General features: G+C 58.7%; 11 protein-coding genes and 4 pseudogenes. 9 read left to right on the top strand and 6 right to left on the bottom strand.

Annotation, left to right across the window (positions count from 1 at the left end; translation table 11 throughout):
- The first annotated feature begins 1 nt into the window (after position 1).
- From RHIBUN_RS0110605 to RHIBUN_RS0110595, 3 genes are read left to right on the top strand one after another with little or no spacing between them, the layout of a single operon-like run.
- On the top strand, positions 2-1,117 hold the full coding sequence (locus RHIBUN_RS0110605; RefSeq protein WP_156932687.1) for a branched-chain amino acid ABC transporter permease: 1,116 nt from the start codon (positions 2-4) through the stop codon (positions 1,115-1,117).
- Entirely contained in the window at positions 1,110-2,864 is a 1,755-nt protein-coding gene (locus RHIBUN_RS0110600) for an FAD-dependent monooxygenase (RefSeq protein WP_025659543.1), read from the top strand. Before RHIBUN_RS0110605 ends, RHIBUN_RS0110600 begins: the two co-directional genes overlap by 8 nt.
- Positions 2,865-2,871: 7 nt before the next feature.
- Positions 2,872-3,759, top strand: a complete 888-nt coding sequence (locus RHIBUN_RS0110595) for an intradiol ring-cleavage dioxygenase (RefSeq protein WP_025659542.1) — start codon at positions 2,872-2,874, stop codon at positions 3,757-3,759.
- Between the two features lie 99 nt (positions 3,760-3,858).
- Here the strand turns inward: RHIBUN_RS0110595 and RHIBUN_RS0110590 are convergent, their stop codons facing one another.
- The gene (locus RHIBUN_RS0110590; RefSeq protein ID WP_025659541.1) at positions 3,859-4,242 is read right to left on the bottom strand and encodes a helix-turn-helix domain-containing protein; all 384 of its coding nucleotides are present in this window, start codon (positions 4,240-4,242) and stop codon (positions 3,859-3,861) included.
- 107 nt (positions 4,243-4,349) lie between these two features.
- On the opposite strand from RHIBUN_RS0110590, the gene RHIBUN_RS0110585 reads away from it, so the two are divergent.
- Both RHIBUN_RS0110585 and RHIBUN_RS35265 read left to right on the top strand, forming a co-directional pair.
- Positions 4,350-5,363 (top strand): zinc-binding alcohol dehydrogenase family protein, encoded by a 1,014-nt coding sequence (locus RHIBUN_RS0110585; RefSeq protein WP_025659540.1) that lies wholly within the window; start codon positions 4,350-4,352, stop codon positions 5,361-5,363.
- A 354-nt stretch (positions 5,364-5,717) separates the two neighbouring features.
- Positions 5,718-5,894: pseudogene (locus RHIBUN_RS35265) on the top strand (GntR family transcriptional regulator); the annotation flags it as partial.
- On the opposite strand, the pseudogene RHIBUN_RS37270 reads toward RHIBUN_RS35265, so the two are convergent.
- Positions 5,895-6,075 (bottom strand): annotated as a pseudogene (locus RHIBUN_RS37270) (IS30 family transposase); the annotation flags it as partial.
- Between the two features lie 545 nt (positions 6,076-6,620).
- Here RHIBUN_RS37270 and RHIBUN_RS36800 point away from each other — a divergent pair.
- Genes RHIBUN_RS36800 through RHIBUN_RS0110555 form a run of 3 tightly spaced genes read left to right on the top strand, consistent with a single transcriptional unit; the run spans position 6,621 to position 11,613 of the window.
- Positions 6,621-6,857 (top strand): hypothetical protein, encoded by a 237-nt coding sequence (locus tag RHIBUN_RS36800; RefSeq protein ID WP_025659536.1) that lies wholly within the window; start codon positions 6,621-6,623, stop codon positions 6,855-6,857.
- Positions 6,858-6,906: 49 nt separating this feature from the next.
- Entirely contained in the window at positions 6,907-8,133 is a 1,227-nt protein-coding gene (locus RHIBUN_RS0110560) for a DNA repair exonuclease (RefSeq protein WP_025659535.1), read from the top strand.
- A 3-nt stretch (positions 8,134-8,136) separates the two neighbouring features.
- Positions 8,137-11,613 carry a YhaN family protein gene (locus RHIBUN_RS0110555; protein WP_025659534.1) on the top strand — a complete coding sequence of 1,159 codons (3,477 nt, stop codon included), beginning with the start codon at positions 8,137-8,139 and terminating at the stop codon, positions 11,611-11,613.
- 233 nt (positions 11,614-11,846) lie between these two features.
- Here RHIBUN_RS0110555 and RHIBUN_RS0110550 read toward each other — a convergent pair whose 3' ends face one another.
- The 4 genes and pseudogenes from RHIBUN_RS0110550 to RHIBUN_RS33270 form a co-directional block, all read right to left on the bottom strand.
- Positions 11,847-12,104, bottom strand: a complete 258-nt coding sequence (locus tag RHIBUN_RS0110550; protein ID WP_025659533.1) for a type II toxin-antitoxin system Phd/YefM family antitoxin — start codon at positions 12,102-12,104, stop codon at positions 11,847-11,849.
- A 559-nt stretch (positions 12,105-12,663) separates the two neighbouring features.
- Positions 12,664-13,677, bottom strand: coding sequence for a nucleotidyl transferase AbiEii/AbiGii toxin family protein (locus RHIBUN_RS0110545; protein WP_025659532.1), 1,014 nt, complete (start codon positions 13,675-13,677; stop codon positions 12,664-12,666).
- Complete coding sequence (locus tag RHIBUN_RS0110540; protein WP_025659531.1) at positions 13,670-14,263, bottom strand: DUF6088 family protein; 594 nt, start codon at positions 14,261-14,263, stop codon at positions 13,670-13,672. Before RHIBUN_RS0110540 ends, RHIBUN_RS0110545 begins: the two co-directional genes overlap by 8 nt.
- A 65-nt stretch (positions 14,264-14,328) precedes the next feature.
- Positions 14,329-14,727: pseudogene (locus tag RHIBUN_RS33270) on the bottom strand (helix-turn-helix domain-containing protein); the annotation flags it as partial.
- A 408-nt stretch (positions 14,728-15,135) separates the two neighbouring features.
- Between RHIBUN_RS33270 and RHIBUN_RS33265 the strand changes: the two are divergent.
- Positions 15,136-15,399 (top strand): annotated as a pseudogene (locus RHIBUN_RS33265) (hypothetical protein); the annotation flags it as partial.

Here is a 15,399-nt window from a genome sequence, read left to right as displayed (position 1 = left end):
CATGACCCCAGGTCTTGAAACCATGACGACCGAGATCGAAGCGCCCGCGGGCTGGCGGGTGGAAACGCGCACACGGCTTTCCACCATATTCGCCGTCATTTCCCTCGTCGCGGTCCTGGCGCTGGCGGCGGCTCCCTTCCTTGTCTCGCGCGGGGTGATTCAGGATCTGTTCTTCATTCTCACCATGCTGGCGCTGGCGCAGAACTGGAACCTGCTTGCCGGCTATGCGGGTCTGATCTCCGTCGGTCAGCAGCTCTTTGTCGGGTGTGGTGCCTACGCTCTGTTCGGCCTGGTGATCCTTGCTGGTCTCGATCCGATCCTCGCCATCCCGCTTGCCGGTCTCTTCGCCATGATCATCGCCGTACCCACGGCCTTCTTCGCCTTCCGGCTTTATGGTCCCTATTTCGCGATAGGCACCTGGGTCATCGCAGAAGTCGGGCGGTTGCTTTTTGCGCAGTGGAAGACGCTCGGTGGCGGCACCGGCACCTCGCTGCCACGCGAAGCGACACGGGAGATGCTCGGCATCTCGCTGCTTCAGGACTGGTTCGGCATGCGCGCTTCCGCGGCTGCCGACGCGCTGGCATACTGGTTGGCGTTGGCGCTCGCGGCGCTGATGATCGCCTTCGTTTACAAGTTGCTGCGCTCCAAGCAGGGCCTCGGGCTCGGGGCCGTGCGCGACAACGAAACGGCGGCCCGAGCGCTCGGCGTCGATGCGCGGAAGCTCAAGACTGCGATCTACCTGCTGACGGCGTTTCTCACCGGCATCGTCGGCGCGCTCATCTACCTGCAGAAGGCGCGGATTTCGCCCGATGCCGCCTTCTCGCTCACCGATTGGACGGCCTATGTCGTCTTTATCGTTGTTATCGGCGGCATCGGCACGATCGAAGGTCCGATCCTCGGCGTCATCATCTTCTTTCTGCTGCAGAATGCCTTTTCGAACTACGGCTCCTGGTATCTGATGGCGCTTGGTGGGCTGGCCATCGTCACCATGCTTTTTGCGCCAAGGGGGCTCTGGGGGCTGATCTGCGACCGCACCGGTTGGGAACTCTTTCCGGTCCGCCGCCTGCTGAAGGGCGGACCACTCAGACAGGATGACAAGGGAGGGCCGAATGGCTGACATCACCACCGACGTTTTGATCATTGGAACGGGACCCGCGGGCTCGGCGACAGCCGCGCTGCTTGCGACCTACGGTCTCGAGCCGCTGGTGATCAACCGCTACCGCTGGCTGGCAAACACGCCGCGTGCGCACATCACCAACCAGCGCACCATGGAGGTTCTCCGTGATCTCGGCCGCGACGTGGAAGACGAGGCCTACATGTTTGCAACCGAGCAGGATCTGATGGGCCAGAATGTGTTCTGCACCGCCGTTGCGGGGGAGGAGATTGGCCGCATGCAGAGCTGGGGCAACCATCCGCTCTCGCGTGCCGAGCATATCCTGTCGTCGCCCGGGCGCATGAACGACCTGCCGCAGACCTATATGGAGCCGCTGCTCTTCAAGACGGCCTGCTCGCGTGGCGCGCAGTCGCGCATGTCAACCCAGTATCTGAGCCATGTGCAGGATGCCGAGGGCGTCACCACCACCTATCTCGACCGGTTGACCGGCAAGGAAATCACCATCCGCTCAAAATTCCTGATCGGTGCCGATGGCGGCAACTCCAAGGTCGCCGAACATGCGGGTCTTTCCTTCGAAGGAAAGATGGGGGTCGCCGGCTCGATGAACATCCTGTTCGAGGCCGATCTTTCCCGCTATGTCGCCCATCGTCCCTCGGTACTTTACTGGGTGCTGCAGCCGGGCGCGGATGTCGGCGGCATCGGCATGGGGCTCGTGCGCATGGTGCGGCCGTGGAACGAGTGGCTGATCGTCTGGGGTTATGACATCAACCAGCCGGCGCCTGAGGTCGACGAGGCCTTCGCGACCAAGGTTGTGCGCGAGCTGACCGGCGTTGCCGACCTCCAGCCCAAGATCAAGTCGGTCTCCACCTGGACGGTCAACAACATGTATGCGACGACGCTTTCGAATGGCCGCGTCTTCTGCATGGGCGATGCCGCCCATCGCCATCCGCCGTCGAATGGTCTCGGTTCCAACACCTCGATCCAGGATGGTTTCAACCTCGCCTGGAAGCTCGCCATGGTCATCAAGGGGCAGGCCGGAACGGGACTGCTCGACAGCTATCAGGCTGAGCGTGCGCCGGTCGCCAGGCAGATCGTCACCCGCGCCAACAAGTCGATCGAGGAATTCGGTCCAATCTTCAAGGCGCTCGGCCTGCTCGATTCCGTCGATCCGGTGAAGATGCAGCAAAACATGGATGCGCGCTGCGACGATACCGCCGATGCCGAACGCCAGCGCGCCGCAATCCGCGAGGCAATCGCCTACAAGGTCTATGAATTCGATGCCCATGGTGTCGAGATGAACCACCGCTATGACTCGACCGCTGTCGTCAAGGATGGCCAACCGGAACCGGCCTTCGGGAAGGACGCCGAGTTGCATTTCCAGCAGACGACATGGCCCGGCGCCCGGTTGCCACATGCCTGGCTGTTTGGCGCCGATGGTGGCAAGGTGTCGAGCCTTGATCTCACCGGCCACGGCGTCTTCACCATCCTGACCGGCATCGGCGGCGATGGCTGGGTGGCGGCGGCAAAGGCATTGTCGAAGGAATTCGGCCTGCCGATCACCGTTCACAAGATAGGCCCACGGCAGGCATGGCAGGATCTGACTGGTGACTGGGCCCGCATCCGCGAGGTCCGCGATTCCGGTGCTGTGTTGGTGCGGCCGGATCACCATGTTGCCTGGCGCGCAGATGCGGCGGTCGCCGATCCCGAAGGCGTCCTGCGCCGCGTGTTGAAGACCATCCTGGATCGGTGAGGTGATCATGAACGCCAAGGAAAAGGGCTATTTCACCGAGGAAAATTCCGTCGAGGTGGTCACAAGCCGAAACGCCGATGCGAAGAGCGCGCGCTTGAAGGAGGTGATGGAGGTCGTCACCCGCAAGCTGCACGAGGCGGTAAAGGAACTGGAGCCGACGCAGGAGGAGTGGATGGAGGCGATCCTCTTCCTCACCCGCACCGGCCATATGTGCAACGAATGGCGGCAGGAGTTCATCCTCCTGTCAGATGTGCTCGGCGTCTCGATGCTGGTCGATGCGATCAACAACAGAAAGCCCTCGGGCGCCTCCGAGAGTACCGTCCTTGGACCATTCCACGTCGCGGATGCGCCGGAACTCCCGATGGGTGCCAATATCTGCCTCGACGAGAAGGGCGAGGACATGGTGATCAGCGGCCGCATCCTCGATACCGCGGGCCGGCCGATTGAAAATGCGGTCATCGATGTTTGGCAGGCGAATGACGAGGGGTTCTACGACGTGCAGCAGAAGGGAATTCAGCCGGATTTCAACCTGCGCGGCATTTTCCGAACGGGTGCCGATGGACATTACTGGTTTCGCGCGGTGAAGCCGAAATACTATCCGATCCCGGACGACGGCCCGGTCGGCCAGCTGCTTGGCCATCTCGGTCGCCATCCCTATCGGCCGGCGCATCTGCACTATATTGTCAAGGCAGACGGGTTCGATAAACTCACCACCCACATCTTCGATCCGGATGATCCCTATATCCATTCGGATGCGGTCTTCGGCGTCAAGGAAAGCCTGCTCGCAAAATTCTGCCTGATGAACGATCCTGTTCGGGCACACGAACTCGGATTCCGGGATAAGTTCTGGCAGGTGGAACACGATTTCGTACTGGCTCCAAATCCGCGTCTATGAGCCGGAAGCGGGTCCCCGCCGCGGCAGTATTCACGACGATCGCGCTCTACCGCGCCTTGAAGAGAAGACACTGATGGAAGTGGCGCGCAACCTTCGTCCTTACGCGGCTTTACTCTCATGAGGGGCAGGAGTGCCTTTAGGCTTGCCATACAAGTCGATATTGGCATCGCCCCAATGCTTCAGGGCGAGGAGGATCGGCTCCATGCTGCGGCCAAGCGGGGAAAGGCTGTATTCCACTTTCGGCGGCACCTGCGCATAGACCTTTCGTTCGATCAACCGATCCTCTTCGAGCTCGCGAAGCTGGTTCGTCAGCATGCGGGGAGTGACGTTCTGCAGCTGCCGCCGGATCTCGTTGAACCGGAGCGTGCCAGAAAGAAGGTGGAAGAGCACCACAGACTTCCATTTACCATCGATGAGGCCGATCGCAGCCTCGACAGAGCAACCCGGCGAGCAGTCGAACCGGGAATGACGAACCTTTCCCATCTACAGTATCCTCTTTGACACTACGTGCATATTTTGTGCGTATTGCGCTTTCGCGAATATACGCCAGCTTATGCCTCATATCAAACAGCAAGAAGCAGGAGCTGAACATGAAGGCTGTGGCGTACAAGTCAGCAGGATCCATCGAGCGCAGAGATGCCCTGGTCGACGTCGAACTTCCTCGTCCGACGGCGTCCGGCCGCGATATTCTGGTCGAAGTGAAGGCCGTGTCGGTGAATCCGGTCGACACCAAGATCCGCAGAAGCGTAAATCCTGCGCGGGATGAATGGAAAATTCTGGGTTGGGATGCCGTCGGCAAGGTCCTCGAGACTGGCCCGGACGCGGGCGACTTCTCAGTCGGTGACGAAGTGTTCTACGCAGGCTCCCTGATCCGACCCGGCGCCAACAGCCAGTTCCACGTGGTCGACGAACGTATCGTGGGACTGAAGCCGAAGACGCTGTCCGATGCCGAGGCTGCAGCCCTACCTCTCACGGCTATCACTGCCTGGGAAATGCTCTTCGACCGGCTCGACATCCGCAGGCTGGTGCCAGGCGCCGCCAACGCCATCGTCATTATCGGCGGTGCTGGCGGCGTGGGGTCGATCGCAATCCAGCTCGCACGCGCTCTGACTGATGTCACTGTCATCGCAACCGCATCTCGGCCGGAAACGCAGGAATGGGTGAGGTCTTTGGGTGCTCATCACGTGATCGATCATTCAAAACCGATCGCCGAACAGGTGGCTGCCCTCGGCATCGGTGCCCCGGCTTATGTCTTCTCGACGACGGAGACCAACCGTCATCTGAAGGAAATCATCGAGCTGATCGCTCCGCAGGGGCGCTTCGGCTTGATAGACGATCCTGAAACCCTGGACGTGACAGGTTTCAAGCGAAAGGCGGTCTCGACACACTGGGAGCTGATGTTCACGCGTTCGATCTATCAGACGGCAGACATGGCGGAGCAGGGGAAGCTGTTGAACGAGGTCTCTCGTCTCGTCGACGATGGCAAGATTCGCACGACCTTGACGGAGACACTATCGCCGATCAATGCAGCAAACCTGCAAAAGGCGCACGCCCGGATCGAGAGCGGTAAGACCAAGGGCAAGGTCGTTCTTGAGCGCTTCTGAACCACCGTAGGCGGATCTCCATGGTGTGATCCGCCACCTAGCCATGTCGAGCCAGATCTCGCCAGGGACCGGGATGTTAGGTCTTACCAGACCTCATTCCCTACTGCTCTTTGCCACCTGTTAGACCCAGGCATGTTGCGACCAGCGACCGGCACAGTCAGGTCTAACGAGCCGCGAACCTTCTTGAGCTTAGAGGTTGTCGAAAAGTCTTTCCTCGCCGATTGACCTCTCGTTGTCGCCATTGGCTTCGCCTCATCAATGTAGAACATTTATACAACATTGGAATGAGTAGGTCGCAGGATGCGCACGTCGGGCGCCAACGCCCCCCGAGGTGGCGATGGCCCGAACAATTCGATCTATGTCGCTTTCAGCGAAGCGATGCTTGCTTGGCTGAAGGAATACCACATGAAAATGCTGATCTGGACGGGCAAGGAGAAGTTCACCTTGGCTGAACACGAGGAAATCGTGAAACGCCTGGAGGCCAATGATATGGACGGTTCGAAAACCACTATCCTCAAGCACCTCGAACGCCCTGGCGCGATGCTTCGGCAGGTGTTGCCACAGCTTGATCGCATGGCCGTCGGCCGGGTATGCGAACTTGTAGATCGTTTTGGCTGACCGAAATCTGATGGCGCTCCAGACACATCCGACCGGCGATTTGCTGTGGCGACCAACCATGCACGATCCGCTCGATCACGGACTGCCGGACATGTTTGTCGAAGCGAGAGCTCGGCCCGCGACGTCCGTCGGACTGATGCCGGCCATCTCTGCAAGCACATTGAGGGCGCACCGTCGCCGCGACCGGGAGCGAAAAGCCCGGCATCGACCTCCAGCTTCGCAGCGTTCCGCGCTCCACATGTAATCCTCAAGCTCTCGGCTGACACCGAACTTGACCGTAAATCAAAACTGTCATTTGCGTTTTGTGGCCATGTTGATACCTCGAGCACGAGGCGCGATGGACGGTCACTCGCTTAGCCCTGCGCGTTTCCGGCCGTAAACCTATTGACAAAACAGAACATACCGTGAACACATGCCTTCATGTCCAGGCGCAAAGGCGAGCTCACTCCGGCAGAAATCGACCGGACGTATCCACCCCAGATAGCGCTGTTTGCCGAGCTGTTCCTCGGCTGACTCGAGCAGGCGGCGTTCTGCCAGGGAAACCACCTTCTCATCTGCCCGCGCGGACATCAGGTCGAATGCGAGGATTGGAATTGCAATGTTTTTTGCTTCGCTGCAAAGCCGCACGCGGAGCGTTTCATGCAGGAATTTGGCGGCGAGGCGTCCGATCGGCGCGACAGGGGAGGGCGCAAACTGGATGAGTGGTTTAACGCCAAGCTACGCTATGGAAGTGATCTACTACGCGACGAGCACACGTTGCTCCTTTCTTATTTTGGCGCAGGCATTCTCTACGAGTCTTCTGAGTTCAGAGCCATCTGCATCGCAACACGGTTAATCGAAACCGGTGGACAAAGACCGCAGCTGGCTACCCGCTGAAAGTGGTGGCGTTAAAGTGAACCTTTAAGCAACAGACCGGAGACGTGCCATGACATCGTTCAGATTCATTCATGCCGCCGACCTGCATTTGGGCAGTCCCTTCAAGGGGCTGTCGGTAAAGGATGAGCAGCTCGCGGCGCTCTTTTCGAGGGCGACCAGACAGGCGGTAACGCTGCTCGTCAGCCGTGCGGTCGAACTCGCCGTCGACTTCGTCGTCATTGCTGGAGACATCTATGACGGGGACTGGAAGGACAACAAGGTCGGTCTGTTCTTCAATCGTGAAATGGGTCGGCTGCAGCGGGCGGGCATTCCAGTCTACCTGATACGTGGAAACCACGATGCTGCGAGCGTGATCACCAAGACGATCACACTACCCGACAACGTGCACGAATTTGCAACGAGCAAGCCTTCCACCTTCCTCATCGACGAGAAGAAGGTCGCCCTCCATGGACAGGGTTTTACGGACCGGGCGGCATACGAAAATCTAGCAATCGGGTATCCTTCGGCAATTGCGGGCTGGTACAACATAGGAGTTCTGCACACCTCAATGACTGGACGTGAGGGGCATGAGGCCTATGCGCCGTGCTCGGTCGACGATCTGCGATCGCGTGCTTACGATTATTGGGCGCTTGGCCATGTTCATGAATTTGAAATAGTCGCATCCGATCCTCTGGTTGTCTTCCCAGGCAATCTCCAGGGTCGAAGCATCCGTGAGCAAGGCGCAAAGGGTGCAGTACTTGTTACTGTCGATGATGGCATCGCGACCGTTGATCGCCTTATCGTTGACAGCGCCCGATTCATCTCAATCGGTATCGACGTTAGCGAAGGCGATCTCGATGTCGATGTATTGAAGCGGATCGAGGAAGAAGCGATTCGGTTGTCGGCGGAATTCGACGGCAAGCCAGTCGCGGCACGCATCCGGATTTCTGGGGCCTGTGCCTTCTACGACGAGTTGGCGCGTGATCGAGCGCAGTGGCAGGATGAGGTGCTCGCGGCCTGCCAGCGGGCGTACAGTGACATCTGGATCGAGAAACTTGAGCTGCGGCTCTCCTCCTCGGTGCCCGTCGCGGCGACCTCCTTTGCAGGAATTGAGCTTTTCAGGGCGTTAGAGGATCATGGGGACGATGCTATCCATGTCGATGAGATCCTGATGGAGATCTTGCCGAAGATGCCCGGAGGTCTTGCTACCAACGACAGCCCGCTTGGCCTGACAAATGTCGAACTGGTGAAAGAGGCACGTGAGCTGCTTCTGGCACGAATGGCGACGGCAGGCTGAATCATGCGCTTCGATCGGCTTGATCTTCTCCGATACGGCTCACTTTCGGACCGATCCATCCCATTTCGGCCGGATGCAAAGTTGCACATCGTTTATGGACCGAATGAGGCGGGCAAGTCCACCTTGCTCCGTGCCCTGTCTGATCTCCTGTTCGGCTTTCAGAACGAAGTTGCCGGATTGCACAAGTTCGAGCCATCCATCCTCAGGGTCGGCGCGAGCCTAACGCGACGTGACGGTGCATCGATCGATTTCCGGCGCCGTAAAGGTCGCAAGGCAACATTGGTCTCCAATTCGGAACAAGAGCTGCCTCTCGCGGACGATATCCTTTCTCCCTTTATTGGCGGGGTGAACCGATCAGTCTTTGAAAAGGCTTTCGGAATGGATTCTGCCAGGCTCCGCCACGGGGGAGAGGAGATGGCGACGGGCGATGGCGAGATCGGCCGCCTCCTGTTCTCGGCCGCCTCCGGACTGACGGGGCTCACCCAGCTGCGCAAGAGCTTGGACGGTGAGGCTGACGCGATCTTCTCTCAGCGAAAGTCGAAGGACCGGGCCTTCTATCAGGCGCTCGATCGTCACGAGGCTGCGCGGCAGTCCGAGAAAGTTCATGAGCTCCGTTCGCCCGACTGGAAGCGCCTCTCTGATGAAATCCGTGAGGTCGAGCGCCAGTTGGAAGAGCTAGGGCACGCGCGCCTGCGAACGAAAACGCGTCTTGATCTTCTACAGAACCTACGCACGCTCGAACCGCTTCTGACCGATGTCGATGTAGAGTTGGCCGGACTGGCGGAATTTGACGAGATCGCCGCAGTGCCGAATGAGATCGAGCAGCAGCTCGAAAACCAGCTGGCGCGTCTCCATGAACTCGCCGCGCGAGAAGCTGCTTCCCTTGCGACGAGCGAGCGCATTCGGGACGAGTTTGAGGCACTGCAGCTCGACCCTGCTGTTTTAAACCAGCGAGACCTGATCCACGAGCTTCTCACGGAGAAGGTGGCGTACTCTCAAGCGAAGGCCGATTTCTCGAGAGTCCGGGCAGAGGTAGCGGATTTCGATCTTGAGCTTGCTGGCCTTGGTCGAAGGGCAGGGCACCGGGGTTCGGTGGAGACGCTCATCCAGACACAGCCGGCTGATGCTCAAATCAATCGTCTCAATAGTCTTATCCGCGATGGAGACGAGCTGAAACGCGCCGAGACGAGCCTACGGCAGCGCCTGGAAGACCAGACCTCGGAATTCAGCCGTATGCAACGAACCGAAAGCGGTGGCACGCTTCAAGATGTCGGGCCTCTACAGGAACGTCTTGGTGCCCTCCAGCCAGATATCCGATCGCTCGAACGGATTGACGAAATTGATACCGCGCTGGCAAGGGCACGCCAGGATATCGGCGAAGCGAAGGCTCGCCTGGCTCCTCCAGTCCAGGACCTCGAAGCGCTTCTGAAGCTCCCGCTTCCGGACGAAGTTGAATTGGAGAAACACCGCCCGAATCTTGTAGCAGCTTCCGACCGTGTGAAACGTGCCCAGGAAAAGCGGACAGAGCGCCGCTTGGAGCGCGAGGACGTAGTACAGCTCATCTCGGACCTCGAAGATGATCGGCAACTCATTACCCGTTCGATGATCGAAGAAGCGAGGGCTGTCCGCGATGCGGCCATTCAAGGACTTCAGTCCGGTAATCTCTGGGACGGCGCGTTGCCAGTACTCGTTCGCGAGGCGGACAAACTGTCGGACGGTGCACTTTCGCAAGCTGAAAGAACCGCGCGCCACTCGGCGCTGACGCTGAGATTGGCTCGACTTGATGGTGACATTGGTACCTGTGATATCGAACTCGAGGCCGCACGGGATCACCAGGAAGGTGTATTGGCCGCATTCTCGGGACTTTTCGATCATGCAGGAATTCCGGTTCTCGATATAGACCAAATGGGCAAATGGCTCCGCGGCATAAATGCCATCGCCAAGAGGCGCGAGAACGTCCGGGACCTGGAAGATCAGCTTCGCATTGTTCAAAGCCGGAATGTCCAAGTTACATCTGAACTTGCGAGCATCGCAGCAGCCATCGGGCTCGAAGCAAAGCTTGCCGGTCCGCTTTCCTCGAATGTCAGGCTCGTGGAGACAAAGCTGGCCGAACTGGCAAAGGCCTGGGATGAGCGGCGTATCGTCCGCGCCCGGCAGGAAACGCTGGAGAACGACATTGCTGATGGAGAGCGCAAGATCGCTGCCTTGGCCACAGAAGTTGATGAGTGGCAGTCGCAATTCGCTGAGACATGCGTTGCTTTCGGGCTTGATGGTGCTCCAACCTTGGAGATGGCTGAAGCTGCAATCCAGGTCTGGAAAGAAATCCCGCGCTGTTACGCTGAAAGACAGAACAGACAGCGCCGTGTCGACGGCATGGCACGTAACATAGATCAATTCGAGGAGAAGCTGTCGGGCATCTGCAAATCGATCGGTGATGATCTTTCCAAACTCGCTCCGTTACTCGCTGTCGATACCTTGCACAAACGAATGACCGACGCACAATCCGCCGAGGATCGTAATCGACATCTCGCTACAAGCCGAGAACGAGTGTCCGCTGATCTTAAGCAGATAGCCGAAGAAAGCCAGTCGATCAGCCAGGATGTGGCTGCTCAGTTGGCTCGTCTGAATGTCCGGATAGACGGCAGGACACTTCTCGAGCGTCTCGGAAGGCGTCGTGCCGTGGTCGAGAAGCTTGACGACAGTCGGCGGAGGCTGTCGCTGCATTCCAGAGGCATCAGCGAAGACGACATCCGGATAAAACTTTACGATTTCGATCGAGTCGCCGCCGATTTGGAGATCGAGACGCTTGCGGCCGAGGATACCCAACAGTTCGACATGTTCGGCAAGCTCAAGGGAAGACTCGCTGAGCTGGCATCGACAAAAGAGGCGCTCGAGACCGGACTGAGCGCGGAGGAGGCTGCTTTCGATAAAGCATCTGCGGAACAAGAGACACAGGATCTGGCACGGCAGTGGGCAGTTCTGAGGCTCGCCTCAAAACTGCTATCAACCTCTTTGGAACGCTACAGGGAGTCACAGGCAGATCCGCTGCTCGCACGGGCAAGCGAGTACTTCTCCACATTGACGAATGGATCTTTCGTTCGCTTGGTGCAGGAATTCGACGATCAGGATGCGGTAAGGCTAAAAGCAGAACGATCCGACGGCGAGCGGCTTCCGACGAAAGCCCTCAGCGAAGGATCCGCAGATCAGCTTTACCTAGCCTTCCGCCTGGCGTTCATTGAGGACTTCTGCAGTCGCAACGAGCCACTTCCTTTCATAACAGACGATGTATTTCAGTCGTTCGATGACGAGCGCAAGGCTTCCGGGTTGAGAACTCTGGCGTCCGGAGGACGGGCGTTCCAGCCGATCTTGTTCACGCACGAGGGCAAGATTGTCGAAATTGCGAATGACTTGCTGCGGGGTGATGTCGATGTCATCAGCTTCGAACGCGTCGCATCGAGCCTGACAGACGCGTCGAGATGAACCCGCGCATCTTTCCACTCACGGATTTCAAGCGTGGCGACATTCGAGCTGGGAATCTCCAAGGCGGTTTGATCGGAACGGGAGGCGGTGCCTGAGATAGCCAATAAGATCAGGCTAGTCTGATTGCCTTTTGGGATTACCAGAACCATGCAAACCGGGCGTGACTTTCTGCCTTCAGTTTCTCTCTTGTCGCTCTGCCATGTCCAGAGATGATCGAACCATTGGCCGGAGCATCAGCCCTTGATCTCGCTTCCTTCCGCTATTAGCCGGTCCAGTTCGGGACCGATCAACTTAGCCAATTCGGGGGGGACTTCATGGGGGCCATAGACCCTGCGTGGACCACCTTTTTGTTTCATGGACTCGAAATCGTCGTAGGTCATGAGGACGTAGCGGGCCTTGCGATGTTGAGTAATAGCGACTGGCTGGCGATCTGCCGCCATGGTCACGGTCTTAAAATCCCGCAGCAATTCTTCCGTTGAGAATTTTTCCATCGTGGGCCGCTCCTTCGAATTGTGCGAATATGCGATTTATCCGACTATTTGGTAAGAGTAATGTCCGCTGCGCTACGGGTGCCGATGCTCGCTTGGAGATATGGCCAATCCGTGAACTCCGTGCCACGCTCGAAAGTGATGGGAGCGCGAGCGAGGTGGGGTAGGGCTTGGGTTCGAGGCTCGTATGCTTCGGGCCCGAGGTATCGATCTGGTGCTCGATGAGACGTTTGCGAAGTTCGTCGAGTGCCACATTCAAAAATTTCGATTGAAGTTCAGTGAAATGTCCGGCGGTGGGCTTGTAGCGCGCTTTTCCGCTTCGCTTCCAGTTCCTCTCGAAATGCTTTCAAAGCGCGGCGTCGCGGTGTCTGGCCCGCTACCACGCGCGCCCATTAGCCCCGGGGAGGCTTGGGAACCTGCATTTTCTCGCAAAGCTTCCGACTGCGACGTCGGAGATGCCTTGCTTATTAGCGATCTCGCTGGTCGGGCGTTCCCATACCAATGCGAAGAGTTCCTCTCTCGACAGGTCGCGTCTTGCCATCGGAGGACCTCCAAGCAGCTGTCAGCTTGCGACGTTTGCCTTGCCACAGATGGCAGCACACCGCTCGAGCAAATCGTGGAACGTCTCGGCGTCATCGAGAAGGAGACCGTCCTCCACCATCCTGGAGTAGTCTTCTTCGAGGGCTTTCCGTCCCTCGCCGACCGGCGTCAGCACCAGGTTGCCGTTTACCGCCGCCTCGTAGTCAATTGGCGATCGATCGGCGGCTTTCTCCGCGAAGAACGTCGACTTATGCGTGGCGACGGCGGTTGCTAGCCCGCGGTCGGAAATTGCTCTGTCGGCCAGACCAATGTCGTCAAGGCGCACGATGTCGTGCCAATGGCGCGAAAAGCGCTCGCCTCGGAGTCGCTGCTGTAGGCAAAAGACATGGATCGCGGTGGCCTTTTCCCAGAACGTCCGTTCCGCGTGCATTACCCTCGGGTTGGCCGTCGGAAAGTCGACTCCCTCAACGAGGCCGACCGCATCGCAAGTGACCTCTCGCAGGCTGGCCGGCTCGCCCGTCGACCGAGCTCCAAACTCCAGCATCACACTGGGTGCGACATAACCAGATCCCAAGCCGATGGCCTGGTAGTCGATATAGAGCCTGTCGGCCTCGACACGGACCTCCGCTGGAAGCGATTGGCTCTCTAGCTCAGCGGCGATGATTGGTGCAACCGTGTCGCTCACCCACATCGGTAGTCGCCGTCGCACCTCGCTCGACCATCGCTTCTCCTCGCTCCGGGTTTTCGGGAGCGCTTCTTCGCTGTCCCCGACAAGATCAGGGGCAAGCGCGCGGATGTCGTATGTGAGGTCGACGTCTTCCGAGAATCGTCGAATGGCGCCGTAGGCCTTCGAGAGCGAAGTCCCGCCTTTGAAGACAAGGCTCTTTCCGAGCGCCGTGGCGTAGAGTGTTCGAAGCGCCCAGACGACCCAGACGTCCTTTTCGAGCAAGTGGACTGGACGCTTCGATCGATCTGACGCAATTGCGAGAACCTCTCGCTTTTCCTCGGATGAGAGCTCGAGGAAGTGATCAGCCATGCGCTGCCTTTCCGACGCTTCGCGCGAGCCAGGTCGGAAACTGGGGTGCTGCAGCAACAAGCTCGTTGAACGCCTCGGGGGGCAGTTTCCGCTTGATGCTTGAAAGAGCATCATCCGCTCGCTCCGGCCCCAGCCAGGCGAGCGCGCGTACAGCGACGCCGGCCGGCCGGCTAGCGAGCGACAACTGCCAGCGAGGGACGTGCTTGAGCTCGACCTTTTGGCTTCCGACATTCATCGTCCGGCTGCGGCCAGACGTCAGGTAGATGGAGCGAACCGGAACCTGCGTCGTGAGCCCAAGGGCATTGGCCGCCGCCGCTCCATTCGAAACGATGACCTCGCCACGTTGATGTGCGATTGCCTCGACCGCTTGCTCGACGGTCGGCGGCCTGCTTCCGAACCGGCTTCTGATAGCCTTCATATAAATACCACGCCCAGCCCTGATCAGTTGGCCACGCTCATGCAGCCGCGACAAAGCCTGGTCCACTGCGGCCCGGTTTCCGAGATGCAGGAGGCCTTTTGCGGACAGGGCCGTACCCTGCGGCAACTGCTCGGCATAAGCAAGAATTTGAGATGGCAGTCGTTGCATGGTAATTCTCCTGTCAGAAATATATTCAATTTTCTGACATTCTGCAAGTGAGCCCATCAATGCATTTTACGCCTCACGTGTCGCGGCCTGCGCCTGGGGCGATACACCGGCAGGTGTTGCCACAGCTTGATCGCCTGGCCGTCGGCCGAGTATGCGAATTTGTAGATTGTCTCGTGGCTCACCGAGATCGGATGGTGCTCCAGGCGCGTCCGACCGGCAATCTGCTGCGGTGACCAGCCGTGTACGATCCGCTCGATCACCGACTGCCGGACATGCGAGAAGCGCGCGAGCTTGCGCAGCTTTAACCGGCGATCACAGGCCATCTGATGCGCGGTCACGCAGTAGTAGCCGCTGAGATCAGGAACTTCCTTGTCGACGAATATGTTGCGTCGGACTTCGCGAAAGATCGTCGAACGATGCCTTCCGAGCTTCTCTGCAATGGCGTCGATACTGAGCCCAGCCAACCTCTAACGGGCGATCTTACGGCGTTCGTCCAATCCGATCTGAGAGTAGGTGCGCTTCATTGCATCGTCCTTGCAATTGATAACCCATTGGGATCATTAGCAAGTCGCACTTCATTCTAGAACCCACCCGGCTACACCCCATGTGGCGGCAAGGTTGAAATGTCCGCCGGTTTGCAAAGTAGAAATGTCACCTTGGGCGGGTCTTCAGCCATTTAGAAATGCGACACTCACCATGTCCACTTGCACTGAGGCAAGCCCCCGACCGGACCGGCTGGGCCAGGTTGCAAGGGAAGGGAGGGGCGGGTGGGACACACCCCTTCGGCTTTAGCTTTGTCACTGGCAATTGTTCTTTTACCGCTCGATACTCGCTAGCACTTGCAAGGCCCAGTTGGGGATCAAAACCGCACGATGCTTCCGGAAATCAACCTGCAAGGTGACATCGACATCGCCGCGTTGTCACCACTTCTTCGCGGCATGCTTCTTTCGGTTGCCTATGCTGACGGCGAGGGGGCATAGGATTGACGGCAACCGGCGCCATGAACCGCAAGTTCGTGGATTGGGCCGCTGTTAACTTCCTCTGGCCCGACTTTACAGCCGAAGATCTCTACAGCATGCACAAGGTGCTCAATGAACGCGACATGCCGCCGCTCTGGGTCGTGCGCGACATGACCC

This window comes from Rhizobium sp. IBUN (genome assembly GCF_000510625.1).
GTDB classification, from domain to species: Bacteria; Pseudomonadota; Alphaproteobacteria; order Rhizobiales; family Rhizobiaceae; genus Rhizobium; species Rhizobium altiplani.
This window is presented reverse-complemented; position numbering and strand designations above follow the sequence as displayed.

Coding starts and splice junctions, on each gene's coding strand:
- RHIBUN_RS0110605 (WP_156932687.1), top strand. CDS start 2: ATGACCCCAGGTCTTGAAACCATGACGACCGAGATCGAAGCGCCCGCG.
- RHIBUN_RS0110600 (WP_025659543.1), top strand. CDS start 1,110: ATGGCTGACATCACCACCGACGTTTTGATCATTGGAACGGGACCCGCG.
- RHIBUN_RS0110595 (WP_025659542.1), top strand. CDS start 2,872: ATGAACGCCAAGGAAAAGGGCTATTTCACCGAGGAAAATTCCGTCGAG.
- RHIBUN_RS0110590 (WP_025659541.1), bottom strand. CDS start 4,242: ATGGGAAAGGTTCGTCATTCCCGGTTCGACTGCTCGCCGGGTTGCTCT.
- RHIBUN_RS0110585 (WP_025659540.1), top strand. CDS start 4,350: ATGAAGGCTGTGGCGTACAAGTCAGCAGGATCCATCGAGCGCAGAGAT.
- RHIBUN_RS36800 (WP_025659536.1), top strand. CDS start 6,621: ATGCAGGAATTTGGCGGCGAGGCGTCCGATCGGCGCGACAGGGGAGGG.
- RHIBUN_RS0110560 (WP_025659535.1), top strand. CDS start 6,907: ATGACATCGTTCAGATTCATTCATGCCGCCGACCTGCATTTGGGCAGT.
- RHIBUN_RS0110555 (WP_025659534.1), top strand. CDS start 8,137: ATGCGCTTCGATCGGCTTGATCTTCTCCGATACGGCTCACTTTCGGAC.
- RHIBUN_RS0110550 (WP_025659533.1), bottom strand. CDS start 12,104: ATGGAAAAATTCTCAACGGAAGAATTGCTGCGGGATTTTAAGACCGTG.
- RHIBUN_RS0110545 (WP_025659532.1), bottom strand. CDS start 13,677: ATGGCTGATCACTTCCTCGAGCTCTCATCCGAGGAAAAGCGAGAGGTT.
- RHIBUN_RS0110540 (WP_025659531.1), bottom strand. CDS start 14,263: ATGCAACGACTGCCATCTCAAATTCTTGCTTATGCCGAGCAGTTGCCG.